Source organism: Leptolyngbya sp. KIOST-1 (genome assembly GCF_000763385.1).
GTDB lineage: Bacteria > Cyanobacteriota > Cyanobacteriia > Phormidesmidales > Phormidesmidaceae > Nodosilinea.
In genome coordinates this window covers 829,549-846,022 of sequence record NZ_JQFA01000004.1, presented here as the reverse complement: position 1 = coordinate 846,022, position 16,474 = coordinate 829,549, and the positions used below count along the sequence as shown (strand labels likewise).

22 protein-coding genes and 1 tRNA gene are annotated in these 16,474 nt (G+C 59.8%); 14 read left to right on the top strand and 9 right to left on the bottom strand.

What is annotated here, in order from left to right:
- Window positions 1–503 precede the first annotated feature (503 nt).
- Entirely contained in the window at window positions 504–1,289 is a 786-nt protein-coding gene (locus NF78_RS20770) for an META domain-containing protein (protein ID WP_081972806.1), read from the top strand.
- A 324-nt stretch (window positions 1,290–1,613) separates the two neighbouring features.
- On the opposite strand, the gene NF78_RS20765 is transcribed toward NF78_RS20770, so the two are convergent.
- Window positions 1,614–2,330 carry a response regulator transcription factor gene (locus NF78_RS20765; RefSeq protein ID WP_035991385.1) on the bottom strand — a complete coding sequence of 239 codons (717 nt, stop codon included), beginning with the start codon at window positions 2,328–2,330 and terminating at the stop codon, window positions 1,614–1,616.
- A 312-nt stretch (window positions 2,331–2,642) separates the two neighbouring features.
- Window positions 2,643–2,714, bottom strand: a tRNA-Asn gene (locus tag NF78_RS20760).
- A 196-nt stretch (window positions 2,715–2,910) separates the two neighbouring features.
- Here NF78_RS20760 and rpmI point away from each other — a divergent pair.
- The 8 genes from rpmI (at window position 2,911) to NF78_RS20725 (ending at window position 8,036) form a co-directional block, all read left to right on the top strand.
- On the top strand, window positions 2,911–3,108 hold the full coding sequence (gene rpmI / locus NF78_RS20755) for a 50S ribosomal protein L35 (protein ID WP_035991383.1): 198 nt from the start codon (window positions 2,911–2,913) through the stop codon (window positions 3,106–3,108).
- A gap of 81 nt (window positions 3,109–3,189) precedes the next feature.
- Window positions 3,190–3,540, top strand: a complete 351-nt coding sequence (gene rplT, locus NF78_RS20750) for a 50S ribosomal protein L20 (RefSeq protein WP_035991382.1) — start codon at window positions 3,190–3,192, stop codon at window positions 3,538–3,540.
- Window positions 3,541–3,645: 105 nt separating this feature from the next.
- Window positions 3,646–4,362: a transporter substrate-binding domain-containing protein gene (locus NF78_RS20745; protein ID WP_225885388.1), complete on the top strand. Its 717-nt coding sequence runs from the start codon at window positions 3,646–3,648 to the stop codon at window positions 4,360–4,362.
- A 169-nt stretch (window positions 4,363–4,531) separates the two neighbouring features.
- Window positions 4,532–5,065: a tetratricopeptide repeat protein gene (locus NF78_RS20740; RefSeq protein WP_035991378.1), complete on the top strand. Its 534-nt coding sequence runs from the start codon at window positions 4,532–4,534 to the stop codon at window positions 5,063–5,065.
- A 212-nt stretch (window positions 5,066–5,277) separates the two neighbouring features.
- A complete protein-coding gene (locus tag NF78_RS31395; RefSeq protein ID WP_156119903.1) occupies window positions 5,278–5,439 on the top strand; it encodes a hypothetical protein in 162 nt (53 codons plus the stop codon).
- Between the two features lie 80 nt (window positions 5,440–5,519).
- Entirely contained in the window at window positions 5,520–6,620 is a 1,101-nt protein-coding gene (locus NF78_RS20735; RefSeq protein WP_318655495.1) for a thiamine phosphate synthase, read from the top strand.
- A gap of 134 nt (window positions 6,621–6,754) precedes the next feature.
- The gene (thiS, locus tag NF78_RS20730) at window positions 6,755–6,979 is read left to right on the top strand and encodes a sulfur carrier protein ThiS (RefSeq protein ID WP_035991375.1); all 225 of its coding nucleotides are present in this window, start codon (window positions 6,755–6,757) and stop codon (window positions 6,977–6,979) included.
- 115 nt (window positions 6,980–7,094) lie between these two features.
- A complete protein-coding gene (locus tag NF78_RS20725; RefSeq protein ID WP_035991373.1) occupies window positions 7,095–8,036 on the top strand; it encodes a DUF1517 domain-containing protein in 942 nt (313 codons plus the stop codon).
- A 232-nt stretch (window positions 8,037–8,268) separates the two neighbouring features.
- Here NF78_RS20725 and NF78_RS20720 read toward each other — a convergent pair whose 3' ends face one another.
- Window positions 8,269–8,424 (bottom strand): PCP reductase family protein, encoded by a 156-nt coding sequence (locus NF78_RS20720; RefSeq protein WP_035991371.1) that lies wholly within the window; start codon window positions 8,422–8,424, stop codon window positions 8,269–8,271.
- A gap of 239 nt (window positions 8,425–8,663) precedes the next feature.
- Here NF78_RS20720 and NF78_RS20715 point away from each other — a divergent pair, with 239 nt between their 5' ends.
- Window positions 8,664–9,449 carry a dienelactone hydrolase family protein gene (locus NF78_RS20715; RefSeq protein ID WP_035991369.1) on the top strand — a complete coding sequence of 262 codons (786 nt, stop codon included), beginning with the start codon at window positions 8,664–8,666 and terminating at the stop codon, window positions 9,447–9,449.
- A gap of 172 nt (window positions 9,450–9,621) precedes the next feature.
- On the top strand, window positions 9,622–10,137 hold the full coding sequence (locus NF78_RS20710) for an NADPH-dependent FMN reductase (RefSeq protein WP_035991367.1): 516 nt from the start codon (window positions 9,622–9,624) through the stop codon (window positions 10,135–10,137).
- A 227-nt stretch (window positions 10,138–10,364) separates the two neighbouring features.
- Here NF78_RS20710 and NF78_RS20705 read toward each other — a convergent pair whose 3' ends face one another.
- From NF78_RS20705 to NF78_RS20695, 3 genes are read right to left on the bottom strand one after another with little or no spacing between them, the layout of a single operon-like run.
- Window positions 10,365–10,910: a GrpB family protein gene (locus NF78_RS20705; protein ID WP_035991365.1), complete on the bottom strand. Its 546-nt coding sequence runs from the start codon at window positions 10,908–10,910 to the stop codon at window positions 10,365–10,367.
- Between the two features lie 30 nt (window positions 10,911–10,940).
- Window positions 10,941–11,192: a DUF6737 family protein gene (locus NF78_RS20700; RefSeq protein WP_035991364.1), complete on the bottom strand. Its 252-nt coding sequence runs from the start codon at window positions 11,190–11,192 to the stop codon at window positions 10,941–10,943.
- Between the two features lie 34 nt (window positions 11,193–11,226).
- The gene (locus tag NF78_RS20695; protein ID WP_035991362.1) at window positions 11,227–11,649 is read right to left on the bottom strand and encodes a Fur family transcriptional regulator; all 423 of its coding nucleotides are present in this window, start codon (window positions 11,647–11,649) and stop codon (window positions 11,227–11,229) included.
- Between the two features lie 257 nt (window positions 11,650–11,906).
- Here NF78_RS20695 and NF78_RS20690 point away from each other — a divergent pair, with 257 nt between their 5' ends.
- The 3 genes from NF78_RS20690 to nrtS all read left to right on the top strand — a co-directional run bounded on the left by NF78_RS20690 (window position 11,907) and on the right by nrtS (window position 14,026).
- Window positions 11,907–12,479: a peroxiredoxin gene (locus NF78_RS20690; protein WP_035991361.1), complete on the top strand. Its 573-nt coding sequence runs from the start codon at window positions 11,907–11,909 to the stop codon at window positions 12,477–12,479.
- Window positions 12,480–12,760: 281 nt separating this feature from the next.
- The gene (locus NF78_RS20685; protein ID WP_035991359.1) at window positions 12,761–13,771 is read left to right on the top strand and encodes an NAD(P)/FAD-dependent oxidoreductase; all 1,011 of its coding nucleotides are present in this window, start codon (window positions 12,761–12,763) and stop codon (window positions 13,769–13,771) included.
- Between the two features lie 30 nt (window positions 13,772–13,801).
- Entirely contained in the window at window positions 13,802–14,026 is a 225-nt protein-coding gene (nrtS, locus tag NF78_RS20680) for a nitrate/nitrite transporter NrtS (RefSeq protein WP_197064932.1), read from the top strand.
- On the opposite strand, the gene NF78_RS31950 is transcribed toward nrtS, so the two are convergent.
- The 3 genes from NF78_RS31950 to NF78_RS20665 are packed head-to-tail and all read right to left on the bottom strand — an operon-like array spanning window position 14,023 to window position 16,431.
- Window positions 14,023–15,486, bottom strand: coding sequence for an AAA family ATPase (locus NF78_RS31950; protein ID WP_052050793.1), 1,464 nt, complete (start codon window positions 15,484–15,486; stop codon window positions 14,023–14,025). The genes nrtS and NF78_RS31950 overlap by 4 nt on opposite strands.
- Window positions 15,473–15,910 (bottom strand): VOC family protein, encoded by a 438-nt coding sequence (locus tag NF78_RS20670; protein WP_035991355.1) that lies wholly within the window; start codon window positions 15,908–15,910, stop codon window positions 15,473–15,475. Before NF78_RS20670 ends, NF78_RS31950 begins: the two co-directional genes overlap by 14 nt.
- Window positions 15,911–15,918: 8 nt before the next feature.
- Window positions 15,919–16,431 carry a TIGR02652 family protein gene (locus NF78_RS20665; RefSeq protein ID WP_035991353.1) on the bottom strand — a complete coding sequence of 171 codons (513 nt, stop codon included), beginning with the start codon at window positions 16,429–16,431 and terminating at the stop codon, window positions 15,919–15,921.
- Window positions 16,432–16,474: the final 43 nt, after the last annotated feature.

Here is a 16,474-nt window from a genome sequence, read left to right as displayed (position 1 = left end):
TTCTATTGATCCAATTAATTGCTTGCGCCCGATGCTGGCGCTGGTTCCACTGTCCCAAGTCTGGGTACATGCGATCGCATGCCCCAGCGAAGACGCAACTATCTTGAGCCTTGGCAGGACTGGCCACCAATCAAACCGTCGTTCGAAGTCAATCAGTATTTTTGGTAACGCCCAGAAGGTCATTATCAAAATAGCGATCGCAGCTCACATGGGGCCTCAAAAAATATGAAAAAAATAGGAACGCCACCTCAAAAATGGCTATGGCGCGAAAAGTTTCAGGTTAAAAACCATGACTTTATCGCCGAAGCGTTGACGTTTTCGGGCCTTGCAGCAATTATTAGGGGGCCGGGCAAGTGTTCTGCTAGCTCTCAATAAACGTTGGTAATCAGCCCTTATGAATTTCAATCAAGACTTTCCCCAAAGCCCCTTTGAGTTCACTAACTCGAAGCAACGTTGACAGGCGCAATGGGACTATCAGTTCATTACAAAAGTTGGGTGATTGTATGATTTCATCTCGCACCGCTGCGGTTATGACGGTCGCCGCCGCTCTACTGGGAGCCGCGGCCTGCGTTGCTCCTTCGAGCGAGCCTGGGGTACCCCCCTTAACCGGCAGCGTATGGGAACTACAGCAAATTCAAATGAGCGATGGCACTCTGCTGAGCGCTGATCCACCCGAACACTATACCGCCGAGTTTTCAGAGGATGGCCAGGTATTTATCCGAGCGGACTGCAACCGGGCTATTGGCCAGTTCACCGCTACCGCCGATGGTCAAGTCTCCATAGATATCGGCCCAACAACGCTCGCCGCCTGTCCCGAAAGCAGCATTGGCACCCAGTTTTTGCAGGCGCTAGACAACGCCAGCCTCTACTTCTTTGACAACGACGACCTGTTTATCGATCTTCAGTTGGACAGCGGTACGATGCAGTTTTCCAGTGCCCCTACCCCCGCCCTGGTCGGTACCCTGTGGAAACTCCAGCAAATTCAGATGAATGATGACACCCTGCTGGTGCCCGACCAACCCGAGCACTATACCGCCGAATTTTTAGCCGATGGCACTCTGCTAGTCCGGGCCGACTGCAATCGCGGTCGCGGTCAGTTTTCCACCAGCGACGATCGCAGCCTTGAAGTGTCGCCCATCGCCACTACCCTGGCAGCCTGTCCAGAGGGGTCTATCGGAAACGACTTTGTTCAGGCGCTGGGCAATGCAGACAGCTATTTCTTCCAGGATGGCAATCTGGTGATCGAGTTAATCTACGGAAGCGGCAGCATGCAGATGACCGCTGACTAAAGCCTCGGGCCCCAACCCCGATTCAGCTAGGGGGTCTCATCAGTTCTGACTCAAACCCTCTAGGGGCTGTCATCAATTAGCTGCTAAACGCTCAAAAATCAAGGGTACAGCCCCTAGCCTGTCGTTTGGGTCGGGCGTGGCAAAGCTTGATATACCGGGCATTTTGCCACAATTGATGACACGCCCTAATGCCCTGTCAAGCCTAGCTTTGTAGGTTGGGGGCGAGATAGCGTAACCCAACAGGGCTGACTGCCGTTGGGTTACGCTCCACTTCGCCCAAGCTACGGGAACCCTAATTTTTAGCTTTGACGCTGCACAGTAGCGCTACGAATCGACGACGACGGCGGGCAGCTCCAGGCAGTAGCCAGCTCCGTAGACTGTTTTGATGAACTTGGGGTGACGGGGATCGGGTTCGAGCTTCGTGCGCAGGTGCCGCACGTGCACGCGGATGGTTTCAATGTCGTCGTTGGGCTCGTACCCCCAGACCTCTTGCAAAATTTGGCTAGGCGATACGGTCTGCCCGTGGCGCTGAAGCAGACAGTGCAGCAGCTCAAATTCCAGGTGGGTGAGCTTGACGGTACCGTCAAACCAAATTGCCTCGTAGCGCTCGGGGATCAGCGTGAGGGGGCCGTAGTTGAGGATTTCACTGTGCTTAGCCGCCTGGGGAATGCGATCGGTGCGGCGCAGCAGGGCACGCACCCGAGCCAGCATTTCATCTAGCTCAAAGGGCTTGGTCAAATAGTCGTCGGCTCCGGCATTGAATCCATCGACCTTGTCCTGGGTCTGGCCCAGGGCCGTCAGCATCAGCACGGGAATATCGGCGGTGCGGCGATCGCGGCGGATGCGCTGGCAAACGGTAAGTCCGTCAACCTTGGGCAGCATCAGGTCAAGCATGATCAGGTCGGGCAGTAGCTGCACCGCCAGGGCCTGCCCCTTGACGCCATCGCCCGCCTGGTTGACATCGTAGCCTGCCATTTCCAGGTTGACGGAGACGAGCTCCGCGATCGCAGGATCATCATCAATGACGAGAATACGAGGCATTAGCAATTAAACTTGACAACCCTAAACAGAAACTGGCCCGACCCGAAACAAAACGACAGAGCTTTGAGTAGCCTAGCACTCCCAACGTAAAGAGCCGTGTCGGAATAATACAATTCCTCGCTAAATTATAAGCAAAACGCTTAATTTTTCTCGACCCAGGCGGCCGCAGCCCGAGGGTTTAAGATTTTCTTTAGATTTGCCCTTTTGATTTGCAGCGATGTCAAGAGTTGCCCAGTGTCAGGGTTCGCTGACCGAAGCCTTTCATGACTTCGGTGTTAAGACTTAGAGCTAGTGCTGATAAAACAGCTAGAACTCCCCAGGTAGGATTCGAACCTACGACCAATCGGTTAACAGCCGACCGCTCTACCACTGAGCTACTGAGGATTACGCGCAAAACTTATACTAGCGACAAGGGTGCAACCTTGGCAACCCCAAATTCAAAAAAAGCTGAGGCGATGCCGCCTGTTTTGTTTGCCGACCTGATCCAGGGCAGGATTCCAGCGGTACGTCAATCAGTCTTGGGGTGCCAATGGGAAGCGCCCGTGATATAGTTTAAGACTGTGTCGAAATTCTGGTAACCATGCCCAAGCTCAAGTCCCGCAAAGCTGCCGCCAAGCGCTTTCGTCGCAGTGGTAGCGGCAAAATTATGCGCCGTAAGGCGTTCAAGAACCACCTGCTACAGCACAAGAATGCTGAGCGCCGCTCTCGGCTGTCTAAGATTGCTGTGGTGTCAGAGGAGGACGCTCCCAATGTGGAGCTGATGCTGCCCTACCTCTAGGGTTATCCTGCCCGGCCTGGCCCTTTCGGCGGTCGGCCATTGAATAAGTCATGTTTCACTAGTTCCAAGGGTTAAACAGTCATGGCACGTGTCAAGCGCGGCAACGTAGCACGCAAGCGCCGCAACAAAGTTCTCAAGCTGGCCAAGGGGTTCAGAGGATCCCACTCTAAGCTGTTTCGCACGGCCAACCAGCAGGTGATGAAAGCCCTGCGGTACGCCTACCGCGATCGCCGCAACCGTAAGCGCGATTTTCGTCGTCTGTGGATTACCCGTATCAACGCGGCTTCTCGCATGCACGGGTTGAGCTATAGCCAGCTAATTGGTCAGCTCAAGAAAGCAAACATCGACCTCAACCGCAAAATGCTGGCCCAGATGGCGGTGCTAGATCCCAACGGCTTCGCCAAAGTGGTTGAAGTGGCCAACCGGGTGTAGCCCCTGGACCCGACGAGTAACGCGGAGCAGTCGTAGCCTCGACACGTCGGCACCATGGCATGGAACTGGTTTGGGTTTGGTTTAGCACTGGGAGCGCAGCTAGCTGTGCTCCCAGTTTTTGCTGCAGATTTGAGCACCATCCGGGCTCGGGGGCACCTGGTGGTGGGCGTGCGGGAGGGATGGCGACCGCTGAGCTTTCGCGATCGCGACGGCAATCTGATCGGCCTTGAAATTGACATTGCCCAGGGGCTGGCGGCGGCGATTCTGGCCGACCCCACAGCGGTAGAATACCGGGTGGTGCCCAATGCCGATCGCCTGCCTGCGGTGCTCGAGGACCGGGTCGATGTGGCGATAGCCGGGGTTACCCTCACCCCAGAGCGGCAGCGTCTGGTCAGCTTTAGCCAACCCTACTACCTCGACGGGGCCGGGGTACTGGTGCGCGATCCCCAGTACCGTCGGCTGGCCGATCTGCAGCGGCGACGACTGGGGGTTTTGCAGGGATCGAGTACTGTCGCCGTCCTGCGGTACCTGCTGCCCCAGGCGGTCCTCACCCCGCTATACAGCTACCAGGAAGCCCTCAACCGCCTCAGCAGCGGCCAGATCGACGGGTTCGCTGGGGATGTGACGGTGCTGACCGGCTGGCAGCAGGACCATGCAGGGTATTATTTGCTGCCCAGTCTGCTGTCGGCGGAGCCGCTGGCGATCGCTCTGCCCAAGGGCGACCAGTACACTGACCTGCGCCGCCTGATTGACCAAACGGTGACCCAGTGGCATCAGAGTGGCTGGCTGGAAGACCGCGCCACCTTCTGGGGGTTGCCCTGAGCGCACGATCCATTTCTGCTGAAACCCCCATGGCCAGAGCTTTGCCACGCTCGACCCAACCGATAGACCAGGGGCTGCGATCGTTGGTTTCTGGGCATCAGAGGCCAATTGATGGCGGTCCCTAGCCGTGGCAAGATAAGTTAGATCCCAAACGAAAAACCAAGACCGGATGGAAAACAGCAACCTGCTCCTGATCTACCTAGGTGTTCTGCTGACGTTGCTAAGCGTTGCCGCCTTTTTTGTCGTGCGCCAAGTGCTGAAAACTCGGCGCATTGAGGGCACTTTGTCGCGGCTACAGTCGCGCCTGACTAAGGAAAAAGGCACCGCCCAGGAATACTACGAGTTGGGCAGCCTGCTGCTCGACAAAAAGCTCTACACCCAGGCCGCTTTGTACCTGCAGCAAGCCCTGAAGCAGTTAGGCGACGACGAAGCCGAAAATGCCGCCGTCGTTTACAACGCCCTGGGCTACTCCTACTTTGCTCAGGAGCAGTACGACCTGGCCATTCGCAACTATAAAGAAGCCCTCAAAATATCGCCTGAGTACGTCACCGCCCTGAACAACCTTGGTCACACCTACGAGCGCAAGCAGCTCACCACTCAGGCCCTGGAAATGTACGAAACCGCTCTGGCCCTGGAACCCAAAAACTCCACCTCCCGCCGCCGGGCCGACTCTCTAAGAAAACGCGTCGCGCCCTCGAGTTAGCCGCTCTGCCCCTCACTCAAGGGACTGGCAACGGCCTGGTACCGCTACGAGGAACTCACCCTCCCATATTCAGGTGCTGATTCCATAACCTTTGATAAAAATGGGCCGCTGCTGGGGTATACAGACAATAGGGGGCACTGCACAGGCGGTGACCCATCTCATCCGTGAATCTACCCGTGTTGTTTGCTGTCGTTAACTCATGGAGTTGGTTTATGCGCCTCGATTCGAGTGATTCTGTCAGTCAGTTTTTTTCGACGCTGGTGGCGATCGCGGCCATTGGCCTGCTGGCTTTCGTCGGCTGGAAGGCCTTTGAAACCTGGCGCTCAGACCCGGCGGTGCAGGGCATTCAGCAAATTTTAGACCAGCAGAAGTAGCCGCCAACCCACCTCCTGCTTTCCCGCCCGGTGGCCTCTGCCGCCTGGCCCCTGCCGCCTGCTAGGATGTGGAGGTTCTGTTGGACACCCTTGCTATGCCGGAGTTGACCGGGCTGCCAGCGCTACCTAACCCCACGGATGCCGCCGTCTACCGCATTCTCGACGCCAATCTGGATCGGGCTCGAGAGGGACTGCGCATTATTGAAGAGTGGTGCCGCTTTGGGCTGAACAATGCGGACCAGACCGAGCGGCTCAAGCACCTGCGCCAGACCCTGGGCCAGTGGCATGCCCCGGAGCTACGCCTGTGCCGCGACACTCCGGCGGACCCTGGCACAGCCCTTACCCATCCCCAGGAAGCTGAGCGCACCAGCATCACAGCGGTTTTGCAGGCCAATTTTTGCCGCGTGCAGGAGGCGCTGCGGGCCCTGGAGGAGTACGGCAAGCTCTACCGCAGTGACCTGGCTGCCGGTAGTAAGGCGATGCGCTACCAGATCTACGCGCTGGAAAGCGAGATTCTGGGGGGGCACCGGCTGCAGCGCCTGCGCCAGGGCCTGACCTACCTGGTCACCTCCCCCAGCGATCGCCTGCTGCCGGTGGTTGAAGCCGCTCTACAGGGAGGAATCGCCCTGGTGCAGTACCGCGACAAGCACACCGACGACTCCCTGCGGTTGGAGTTAGCCCAACAGCTCAAAGACCTGTGCCACCGCTACGGAGCGCTGTTTTTGATCAACGATCGCGTCGATCTAGCCCTGGCGGTGGAGGCCGACGGGGTGCACCTGGGCCAGACCGACCTACCCATTGCCACCGCCCGCCAGCTGCTGGGCAGTCAGCGGATTATTGGCCGCTCGACCACAAACCCCGACGAGATGCAGCGCGCGATCGCTGAGGGGGCTGACTACATCGGCGTGGGCCCGGTGTACGCAACCCCAACCAAACCTGGGAAAGCCGCCGCTGGCCTGGAGTACGTGCGCTACGCCGCCGAGCACGCCACGGTGCCCTGGTACGCGATCGGCGGCATTGACACCGAAAACGTGAGCGAAGTGTTGCAGGTGGGGGCAGAGCGAGTGGCCATCGTCAGGGCGATCATGGAGGCCGAAAACCCCACCCTGATCGCCCAGTACTTTGTGGCCCAAACTAACCATCGCCACGCGTTTCACGCTGTCGCGGCCCCGGTGGGTTGAGGGTACCCAGATGGGTTTCTGGACCCCTCTACCCCCAGAATTCCTGGCGTCGGATCGATTCCAACGGTGTGGGTAACGTACTAAAATCCAAGACCTGAAACCGTAAACCAATCTCTTAACTCCCGTCCCTCGCCATGTTTGACCCCAGTGCCGATGCCTTTGCTGTCCTGGTCAATGGAGAATCGCAATCGTGCCCTGCTGGCACCCTGTTGCCCGCATTTCTGGAGTCCCTGGGCCTCAACCCGCGCCTGGTAGCTGTAGAGTACAACGGCGAAATTCTTCACCGCCAGCTATGGGACAGCACTCGGCTGCGCCCCCACGACAAACTCGAAATTGTCACCATTGTGGGCGGCGGTTAGGGCCTGGGGTACGGGTTTCCGCCTTCAATTTACGCCTTTTGACCACAGCAGCCCCGGCACTTCGCGTTAAATTAAAGACATAAAGCATTCCACGTTAGTACTGCGGTTTTACCCGATGGTTAAACAACTCTTTCAGCGCCTGAGGCCACTGCTTAAGCCCCTGATGGCCGTTATTCTGGCTGTGGTTTTGGTATTTGGCACCGCCGACGGGGCTTGGGCCGCTGCCGGTGGGCGGATGGGAGGCGGTAGCTTTCGAGCACCAGCCCCGCGACCGATGGCTCCGTCGCCGCGTACCTACGCCCCTGGTGGCGGTGGGTACTACCCCGGCGGTGGGTTTGGCTTTCCCTTTCTGTTCCCCTTTATTGGCATTGGGGGCGGCTTTGGCGGTCTGTTTACACTGCTGATTTTCATTGCGATCGCCAATGTGGTGGTGCGCGGCCTGAGGGGTGCCACCGCTGGGGATGACTACGCCGCTCCCGCCAGCAGCAACCCTCCCGTAGCGGTGGCCAAACTTCAGGTGGGACTGCTGGCCGAGGCCCGCGCCCTGCAAGATGACCTCAATCGCCTGGCCACCACCGCCGATACCGGCACCTCCCAGGGGCTGGCCAAGCTGCTGCAGGAAACCACCCTGGCCCTGCTGCGCCACCCCGACTACTGGGCCTACGCCGCCAGCGAGGACAAGCAGACGCGCTTGCTCAGCGCCGAGCAAGAGTTCAACCGCTACACCCTCTCGGCCCGCAGCCGGTTTAGCGCCGAAACCCTGTCGAATGTCAACAACCAGCTCACCCAGGCCGAAGCCCAGGCTAAGCTGCCCGGGGATGCCGACCAGGCCCCTGGGGAATACATTCTGGCGACGGTAGTTGTGGCAACCCAGGGCAAACTCGACCTGCCCGACATCTACTCCTCCAGCGACCTGCGTCAGGCCCTCAACCAAATTGGAGCGGTCTCCGGCGAAAACCTGCTAGCGGTAGAAGTGCTGTGGACGCCGCAGCAGTCGGGCGAGACGCTCAGCAGCGACGAACTGGTGGCCCAGTACCCCGAGCTAAAGCTGATCTGAGCCATTCCCAATAGCTCGGTTATCAACCGGTAGAAACCGCTCCCTAGTCTCTGGGGAGCGGTTTTTCATGTTACTGAGCTGAGGCAAGAATTTGGGTAGGGGCAAGCGACCGTTTGCCCCCTACAAGGGACATTGGATGTTTGCTTCAGGCCTGTGTTTAGAAACGCCCGCTTTTTGCAGCTGAACCAAGCGGGTACGCCATTACCATCGGGGGCAGAAGAGGATCTTTCGTTTAGCCAAACTGTTTTTTGGCCGCTTCGTACACCTCGACGGTGATCTGGCTCAGGCCCTGATCCTGGGCAAACTTCTCGATCTTCTTGCGGGCGGCGGGGCGCACAAAGAAGGGAATTTCTTTGAGGCGAGCCTCAGCGTCAGCAGTCCATTCCATAGATAGAGGCGCAATTTTGCGTTCAGCTTCAAACTTCTTTACGATATCAGTAACTGGAGCCAACCGGCCGACGACCAAAGCCAGGGCCCCTGGGCGACAATTTTTCTCTCAAAAATGAGAAATCGCCATCGGGACGGCTCAGGTTAGGGCTGGGCCAAGGGGAATAGCTGGTTTGGCGGTTTCCCCGCGCTGAGCCTGTCGGTTGCGGCATTGGTGCTGTCAAGGTTAAGGAGACATTTGTGATCAAAAAACTTTTGCTGGTGCTGCTGGCCGCTGTTGTCAGCACTCTGGTTGCCGTGGGGCTGTCCCCCCAGGCCAAAGCCGATATTGTGGCCGAGCCGGTGGTCTACACCATCGACGGGCAACCCTTTGAGGGCTACTTTGCCTTCAACCAGAACTTTGGCGAGACCCAGCCCCTGGTGCTGGTCGTCCACGACTGGAATGGCCTGGACGACTACGAAAAGCGCCGTACCCAAATGCTGGCGGAGCAGGGCTATGCCGCCTTTGCCGTGGACCTCTATGGCCAGGGTGTGCGGCCCAGCAACACCGACGAGTCGCGCGCCCAGAGTAGGGCCCTCTATGCCGATCGCGCGACGATGCGATCGCGGCTGATGGCCGGGCTCACCCAGGCCCAAAGCCAGAGTGGCGTGGACGGGAGCCGGGTTGTGGCTATGGGCTACTGCTTTGGCGGAGCCGCCGTTCTGGAAATGGCCCGGGCGGGGATGGATGTCGATGGCTTTGTGTCGTTCCACGGTAGTTTTGAAACCCCCGACGGTCAGGACTACAGCCAGACCCAGGGCCCAATTCTCGTTCTCCACGGATCCGACGACCCCGCCGCCCCCATGGCCGATGTGGCCCAGCTGGCCGCCGAGCTAGACGAAGCCGGAGTCGACTTCACAATGGAAATCTACGGCGGCGTTGACCACGCCTTTACCCTGTGGAGCGATGCCAACCGCTACGACGGGATGGCCGATCGCAAATCCTGGCGATCGCTGATGACCTTCCTGGGAGAGAACCTGGGGTAGGTCACGAGTTTTCCCCAGTCGATTCCCATGGCCCTGATCGTCGCTTGGCTGAGTCGGCGATCAGGGGCTAACGACCTGCCGCACAGAGGCCCGATTGGCACCAGTGGTAGATTAAAAGCGCACCCAGCCCCTTCACCACCCTACGTAACCCAAAAAGTCACCCTTAAAAACCATGCTGATCTTATCTGCCACTAGCGGCAAAAATCTCGAGCTGGCCCATGCCTTTGAGGCCGAAGCTACCGCCCAGGGGCTACCCGCAGAGGTGATGAGTTTGCCTGACCTGCAGCTGGCGCTGTACGACTCGCTCCTGGAGAGCAGCGGCGATGGTCTGCTCAAGCTAGAGCAGGCGCTGAAACGCCACAAGGGGCTAATTATCTGCGCCCCGGAGTACAACGGCTCCATTCCGCCGGTGCTCAGCAATGCGATCGCCTGGCTGTCGGTCAGCACCGACGACTTTCGCGCCCTGTTCAACGGTCGCCCCGTGGCCCTGGCCACCCACAGCGGCGGCGGCGGCCAAAAGGTACTGGTGGCAATGCGGCTACAGCTCTCCCACCTGGGCTGCACCGTGCTGGGCCGCGAGCTGCTGACCACCTTCCAAAAGCCCGCCAACCCAGAGACCATTACCGCCCTGGTTAATCAGCTGGCCGCGCTGGAACCTTCCTACGGCGGGGTGCCCGAAAAGGTTTAGGCCCAAGCCAAACCGCAATGGCCAAACCGCAATGACAGAGACAGCTTTAGATTAAGCAGCTTGGGTGGCCCTAACTACATTCATGCCTCAATTCAGCGACATCCCAAGGGCTTCTTCTCGCTCTTCCTGGACATAGGGCACGACGGAGGCGATCGCCCCCGGTGTTTGTGCTTGGGCAGCTCAATGGCCACAAACGGGCTCTCCACGCTAGCGAGCTTGCTACCTAATTAGGGCACGGGAACTGGGTTGCTGCCGGACTGCAGGTACCAGGCCATAGCCTTGGCCTCCACCGTTTGAATCCAGTCGTGTTTGCTGTCGCTGTAGCCGCCGATGTCCGTGGGGTGCTGGGCATAGGCGGCTCGCTTAACAGCAGCATACTCGTCGCGCACTGGTGAGTGAGCCCGGAGATAGTCCCGAAAAGCCAGGTGCCGATCGATATCCGGGTCACCCTGGCCGTAGATATGAATGTTGTAGGTGCGGTAGCCGTCGCGATCGCGGGTAAAGTAGCGCCGCCCCGGCAGGCCGTATTCCCCCCACGCTAGATAGCCCGCCGCTTCGAGCTGTGGGGTCTGGGCTGCAATGGCCTCAATAGATTGCGCCACGGGCAGCAGGTCGATGATCGGTTTGGCCGCCAGCCCCGGCACGGAGGTGCTGCCGATGTGGTGGATGGCTATCAGGTCGTCACCCAGCAGCGATCGCAGTTGGGCCGCCGCTTGCTCGAAGGCGTGGGGCCACTCGGGGGAGTAGTCGGTAAAGGTATAAAGGCTGGGCATTGCGATGGTGGGGAATGCGGGAGTGAGCCATCAAGCGTCGGGGGTGTCGACCTGGTGGTGGGGCTCCAGCAGCCCGGCCTCGGCCATAAGGCGGGGCCAGAGGAGCAGAAAAAAGCCCATCCACACCCCAATGGGAATAGCAATCAGGCCGCTCAGCCAGAGGCGATGGAACAGCAGCCAACTGCCGCCTACAATCGTGACCCCCGTCAGCACAATCGACCAGGGCTGACACCACCAGGGTTTGAGCTGCCAGGGGCTGGTGACTAGGGTAGGGTCAGGCATCGTTGAAACCCGTTCAAAACTAATTAAAACTAGCCTATGCGGTTTGGCAGCGATCGCACAGGCCGCGCACCGTCACCTCATACCCCTCAATCTGCCATTGGGGGCTGAGGGTTTTCAGGTTGAGGCTGGCCAGGGTTTCCCAGGGAATATCGGCGATCGCGCCACAGGACTGACAGCGGAAGTGGTGGTGGGGGCCAACGTTGGCGTCGTAGCGACAGACCCCGGCTTCGAGCAGCACCTCGCGGACCAAATTGACCTCCCGCAGCGCCTGCAGCGAGCTATACACCGTCGCCTGGGACGAGGTCGGGACGTCCTGGTTGAGGTCATGGAGAATGTCGTCGGCGGTGGGGTGGTCACAGCGGCCCAACAGGTTGGCATACACGGCAAATCGCTGGGGCGTAACGCGCAACCCCCGGGACTTCAGTATCGCGACGATTTGATCGGCTTGGGACGACATTTTCCCCGACTCCGGCGTTTAGCGTACGGCAACTGGGCCATCCAGCGGGTGTCAGCTGACAGCGGCCTGGCATTCTAAGATAGCTCACCCTTAACAGATTAGCATTCCCATCTAAGAATCAGTCTGACTTCTTAACAAGTCCGAGTTTTTAGGCTAATATGCTTATTGAAGATTTCTTAACTCAGAATTATTCTGGGTTAGACAGCAAAGGCTGGAAACGCAGTTAAGTAGTTCGTAAAACTTTCACAGAGGTAATTATGGTTGCTAACGGACGTGTACCCGAAGTTACGTTCAAGACCCGCGTGCGGGACGAGTCTGTGGGTGGGTCTAACCCCTACCGCTGGCAAGACCTGACCAGCAGCGATCTCTTCGCTGGCAAGAAAGTCGTCGTGTTCTCTCTGCCCGGTGCGTTCACGCCCACCTGCTCCTCTAACCACCTGCCCCGCTACGAAGAGCTCTACGACGAGTTCAAAGCCCACGGGGTTGACACCATCGTCTGCGTCTCGGTAAATGACGCGTTTGTAATGTTCCAGTGGGGCCAGAAGATCGGGGCCAAGAACGTCTTCCTGCTGCCCGACGGCAACGGCGAATTTACCCGCAAGATGGGCATGCTGGTGGACAAGTCCAACCTGGGCTTTGGCATGCGCTCCTGGCGCTATTCCATGCTCGTCAACGACGGCACCATCGAAAAAATCTTTGTTGAGCCCGACTTTGGCGACAACTGCCCCATCGACCCCTTTGAGGTATCTGATGCCGACACCATGCTGGCCTACCTGAAGGGCAGTGAGCCGGCCGGTGTGTCCGAGCCTCGCCTGGCCTTCGTGGGCTAGTGACCCGCTGACTCACCCTGGGTGAGCGCTGAGGCAAAGGGGATGGCATGTACCCCTTTGCCTTTTTAGTTGGGGGGTTGGGTAGGTGCGCCAGCCTGACCCTCTTACACAATTCTCATCTCGATTTTTGGAAATCCTTTAGCCTAGAGATAGAGCCCGGATCAAGTCCAGCTCCAGATCTAGAGTTTTCCCACTAACAAACCCCACGTCTGGGCTTGGAGCGGGATCAATGCTTTCCCTACGGCTTAGGCCGAACGCAGTCCTCTTCATCCATCACCGCTATGAAACTATCCCGCCAAAATCTTCATGAACGTACGGACCAGGTTTACGACGCCATTGTTGTAGGCGGCGGCATGGGGGGCTTGTCGGCAGCTATTTACCTGGCCCGCTACGGGCTCAAGTGCCTGGTGATCGAAAAGGGCAAGGGGCGATCGCTGTGGATGCAGGAGGTCCGCAACGTGGTCGGCGTTAACCCCGACACGCCCGGACGCGACATTTTGATCCACGGGGCGAAGCAGGCGGTGGAGTGGGGGGCCGACTACCTGCGTGGCTTTGTCGAAGACGTGGTCGACGAGGGCGACCATCTGGCGGTACAGGTGAAAGTGGGCAAGACCAACAGCGTTTACCCGGTCTTTCGCACCAAATACCTGATTGCGGCCTCCGGCGTGATCGACGTGTTGCCCCAGCTCGACGACATGCAGAACGTCTACGACTACGCGGGCTATACGCTCCACGTCTGCATGATCTGCGATGGCTTCGACATGTGGGACCAGAAAGCCGTGCTGATTGCGGGCAAAGAGTCGCAGATTAACGCCGCCTTTGTGCTCGACTGGTTTACCCCCTACATTTCGGTGCTCACCCACGGCCTCTGTACCGTCGGCGACGAGATGCGGGCCAAACTGGCCGACTACGGCTACCCCCTCTACGAGGCCCCGATCGCCAAATTTCTGGGCGAAAACCACAAAATGAGCGGCGTACAGCTGAGCGATGGCACCGTGATCGAAGCCACCACCGGCCTGATCAACATGGGGTCGATCTACCACAACCACTACCTCAAGGGCATTGCCAACCTGGAGTGGGACGGTGAAAACCTGGTCACCAACACGATGTGCCAAACCTCCCACGATCGCATCTTTGCCATTGGCGACCTGAAGCAGGGCGTCAACCAAGTGTCGGTTGCCGTGGCCGATGGCACCCTGGCCGCCACCCAGATCTGGCGCACGATTCGCCGCGCCAGCCCCCCCCGCAAGTGGGAAGAAAACCGGGCCAAGGCTGAAGCAATGGTTTCCTAGGGGACTGGGTGCTTGGGGCTGCCATCGATGATGAAAGCAGTTGAAGGTTATCTGGTGGCGCTAGTCACGCCCCACCTGGCGCGCAGGGCGGTGCGCGTTGCTCTGTTCGTGGGTACGGTGCTGTTTGTGATCAACCACGGCCCCGCCCTGCGAACCGGGGCCATGACTCAGGCCCGCTGGATTTCAGCGGGCCTCACCTTTTTGGTGCCCTACGCCGTCAGCATTCACGGGCAGTACATGGGGCGATCGGATTAGCTCGATTTAGGCGACGGCGATCGCCTGGCGCGGCTGGCTTTGGCCGGCGAGAGCGTCAGGCCGGGGTGGTGCAGGGCCAGGGCCTGGTGCAGGCAGTCAAGGGTCAGCACTGGGGGATCCTCCTGCTGGGCCAGGGCCACGGCAGTCTGGGCCAGGGTAGCGATTTCGCCACCGCTCAGGGGCAGCTGCTGGGCCAGGTGGGACCAGCGCAGGCTGCGGGCTTTTTTGGTGCCCTGGGGCAGCGTTCGCCGCCACAGCTGCTCCCGGGCGGCGGCATCGGGCAGGGGAAACTCGACCAGACCGCTCATGGCCTGTCGCCAGGACGGTTTGATGCTTTGCAGGTAGGGCGTCGTCAGCAGGGTCAACCCCGGCTGGCGACGGCGCTGAATCACCCACGACTGCACCAGAGCAGCTTCGGCGGCGGGGTTGCGGCCAAACCAGTGGGGCGCATTTTTGAGCAGAAGTACGCAGGGGGGCAGCTCGGCCAGGTCGTCGAGTTCGGGAATGGTGCCGGCCTCGTCGGGGGCAATGGTAGCCAGATCGACCATGACCAGCAGCAGCCCCAGCTCCGCCGCCAGCACTTTGGCCGCCAGGGTTTTGCCGGTGCCGCTGGGGCCGGTCAGCAGCACCATGGTGCCATCGGTGGCGCGGGCGGCGGCGGCCACGGTGTGGAGCTGAGCCAGTTGGGGGTCGGGCAGCACCAGGCTATCCCAGCTCTCCGCCGGAACTTCAGAGGCCTCTCCGGCCTCAGCCGCCGGGGCGATGGCCCAGGTGTCGAGGCTGGCGGGGTCGGGGGCTTCGGCCAGCAGGTAAGTGGCCAGGTCTTCGGTCAGACGCAGGTGACGGCTGAGCAGCGTGGTGTCGTCGGCGTTGAGCCATTCCACCAGGCCGAGGCTGGCCAGGCGGCTGTTGGGGGCAATTAGCGGGCGCGATCGCCGCCATTCCAGATCGTTGCGGCACAGCAGCCGCAGGCACAGATCCACCGTGGGCAGGTCCCAGTCGGCCTCATCGTGCTGGTAGTGCAGGTAGCTGTAGAGCCGCCCAAACCGCTGGTTGACCTCGGGGGCCAGGGCCAGCAGCAGCACATTTTTTTCGAACAGGGTGAGCTGGAGGCGATCGCGCAATTGTGGCAAAGCCAGTACCACCCCCTGGCGCTGGCTGGCCACAATCCGGGCCTCCAGCTGTTGGGCATAGTTCCCGCCCGGGCGCGCCACCTTGGGGGGGCGGGCGTGGTCGTAGTTGGGCTGCCCGGTGAGGTGAATGATGCCCTTCCACCAGTGGCGGGTGACCCGGTCCTGATCGGAGATGGCAAAGTCGTCTAGCTCCTGCAGCTCGCGCTTCTGCCGCGATACGGCCACCATCAGCAGGCGATCGAGCCAGGCCAGCTCGGTCTTCAGGTAGGCCCAGTTGTCGGCAAAGGGAGCCAGTTTTTCAGGGTTGGGGCCCTCAGGATTGGACATTGCCCAGCACTCGAATAAACTCCAAAGGCAGCCCGTCGGCATCGGCCAAAAAGGCGACTTCGTAGACGCGATCGCCGATGATCTGCTGCTGCGGTTCCAGCAAAACCTTGGGGCTACCAACCGCGCCGGGACTTTCGGCAAACCGCTGGCGCACCTCCGACAGCCATTCGGGCAGGCTGGGGGCCATCTGGGTCAGATCAAAGGAGAGATGATAGTAGCCGGTGTAGTGCTCATCGCCGAAGGCATCGGCAGGGGGGCGCGGCTCAGGGATCTGAATCAGCTCGATGCGGCCCCCCAGCCCCTCCATCCAGCAGGCCAGGGTGATGCCAGCGGAAAACCGCTCGTGGACGGTAAACCCCAGGGCTTCGTAGAAGGCGATCGCGCGGTGAATGTCCTGGGTGCGAATTGATGCGTGGTGGAGCATCGGGCGGGCTACTCAAACAGGCGAAAATAAGGATAGCGCACGGGCACACCCGGCTCTTTTTCAAGGCTGAAGTTGATCACGGCCCAGCGGGGGTCAACCTCGGCCGGGGGGCTAAACTCCACCGGCAGGCCGTAGAGCTTGGGGGCGGCGGAGGTTTCCATCTGACCACGCCAGGGGGAGTTGCGCTCCAGGTAGGCGTTGACCAGCTCCTGGTAGCGCTGGGCAATAATCACGCGGGTGGCGCGGTAGCCCTGGGTATAGAGGCGATCGAGGGCCTCGTGGATTTCAAAGCGAATGCCGTCGGGGTGGGTGTGCTGACGGTACCATTCGCCCTCCCACTGTCGCCAGTGCCGCCCCGACTGCAGGTGCACCAGCTCCTTCGAGTCGGGGTTGGCCTCAAAGGCACCGTGGCGCGTACACAGGTAGGTATCGGTCAGCGTCAGGGCCGGAATCGTTTGCCGACAGTGAGGGCACTGGATTTCTGGGCCATAGATGGGGTACTGCAAAGCGGAGTTGACCATTGGGCTGAAACCAGACGTGTCCTCAAGAGGCGGGCAGTTTGCA

What these genes read in the sequence shown, in the direction of transcription:
- thiS (WP_035991375.1), top strand. Translation starts at nt 6,755, where the DNA reads ATGTTTGACCCCAGTGCCGATGCCTTTGCTGTCCTGGTCAATGGAGAA.
- NF78_RS20695 (WP_035991362.1), bottom strand. Translation starts at nt 11,649, where the DNA reads ATGTCGTCCCAAGCCGATCAAATCGTCGCGATACTGAAGTCCCGGGGG.
- NF78_RS20690 (WP_035991361.1), top strand. Translation starts at nt 11,907, where the DNA reads ATGGTTGCTAACGGACGTGTACCCGAAGTTACGTTCAAGACCCGCGTG.
- nrtS (WP_197064932.1), top strand. Translation starts at nt 13,802, where the DNA reads ATGAAAGCAGTTGAAGGTTATCTGGTGGCGCTAGTCACGCCCCACCTG.
- NF78_RS20720 (WP_035991371.1), bottom strand. Translation starts at nt 8,424, where the DNA reads ATGGAATGGACTGCTGACGCTGAGGCTCGCCTCAAAGAAATTCCCTTC.
- NF78_RS20670 (WP_035991355.1), bottom strand. Translation starts at nt 15,910, where the DNA reads ATGCTCCACCACGCATCAATTCGCACCCAGGACATTCACCGCGCGATC.
- NF78_RS20770 (WP_081972806.1), top strand. Translation starts at nt 504, where the DNA reads ATGATTTCATCTCGCACCGCTGCGGTTATGACGGTCGCCGCCGCTCTA.
- NF78_RS20700 (WP_035991364.1), bottom strand. Translation starts at nt 11,192, where the DNA reads ATGCCTGACCCTACCCTAGTCACCAGCCCCTGGCAGCTCAAACCCTGG.
- rplT (WP_035991382.1), top strand. Translation starts at nt 3,190, where the DNA reads ATGGCACGTGTCAAGCGCGGCAACGTAGCACGCAAGCGCCGCAACAAA.
- rpmI (WP_035991383.1), top strand. Translation starts at nt 2,911, where the DNA reads ATGCCCAAGCTCAAGTCCCGCAAAGCTGCCGCCAAGCGCTTTCGTCGC.
- NF78_RS20665 (WP_035991353.1), bottom strand. Translation starts at nt 16,431, where the DNA reads ATGGTCAACTCCGCTTTGCAGTACCCCATCTATGGCCCAGAAATCCAG.
- NF78_RS20685 (WP_035991359.1), top strand. Translation starts at nt 12,761, where the DNA reads ATGAAACTATCCCGCCAAAATCTTCATGAACGTACGGACCAGGTTTAC.
- NF78_RS31950 (WP_052050793.1), bottom strand. Translation starts at nt 15,486, where the DNA reads ATGTCCAATCCTGAGGGCCCCAACCCTGAAAAACTGGCTCCCTTTGCC.
- NF78_RS31395 (WP_156119903.1), top strand. Translation starts at nt 5,278, where the DNA reads ATGCGCCTCGATTCGAGTGATTCTGTCAGTCAGTTTTTTTCGACGCTG.
- NF78_RS20710 (WP_035991367.1), top strand. Translation starts at nt 9,622, where the DNA reads ATGCTGATCTTATCTGCCACTAGCGGCAAAAATCTCGAGCTGGCCCAT.
- NF78_RS20740 (WP_035991378.1), top strand. Translation starts at nt 4,532, where the DNA reads ATGGAAAACAGCAACCTGCTCCTGATCTACCTAGGTGTTCTGCTGACG.
- NF78_RS20705 (WP_035991365.1), bottom strand. Translation starts at nt 10,910, where the DNA reads ATGCCCAGCCTTTATACCTTTACCGACTACTCCCCCGAGTGGCCCCAC.
- NF78_RS20765 (WP_035991385.1), bottom strand. Translation starts at nt 2,330, where the DNA reads ATGCCTCGTATTCTCGTCATTGATGATGATCCTGCGATCGCGGAGCTC.
- NF78_RS20725 (WP_035991373.1), top strand. Translation starts at nt 7,095, where the DNA reads ATGGTTAAACAACTCTTTCAGCGCCTGAGGCCACTGCTTAAGCCCCTG.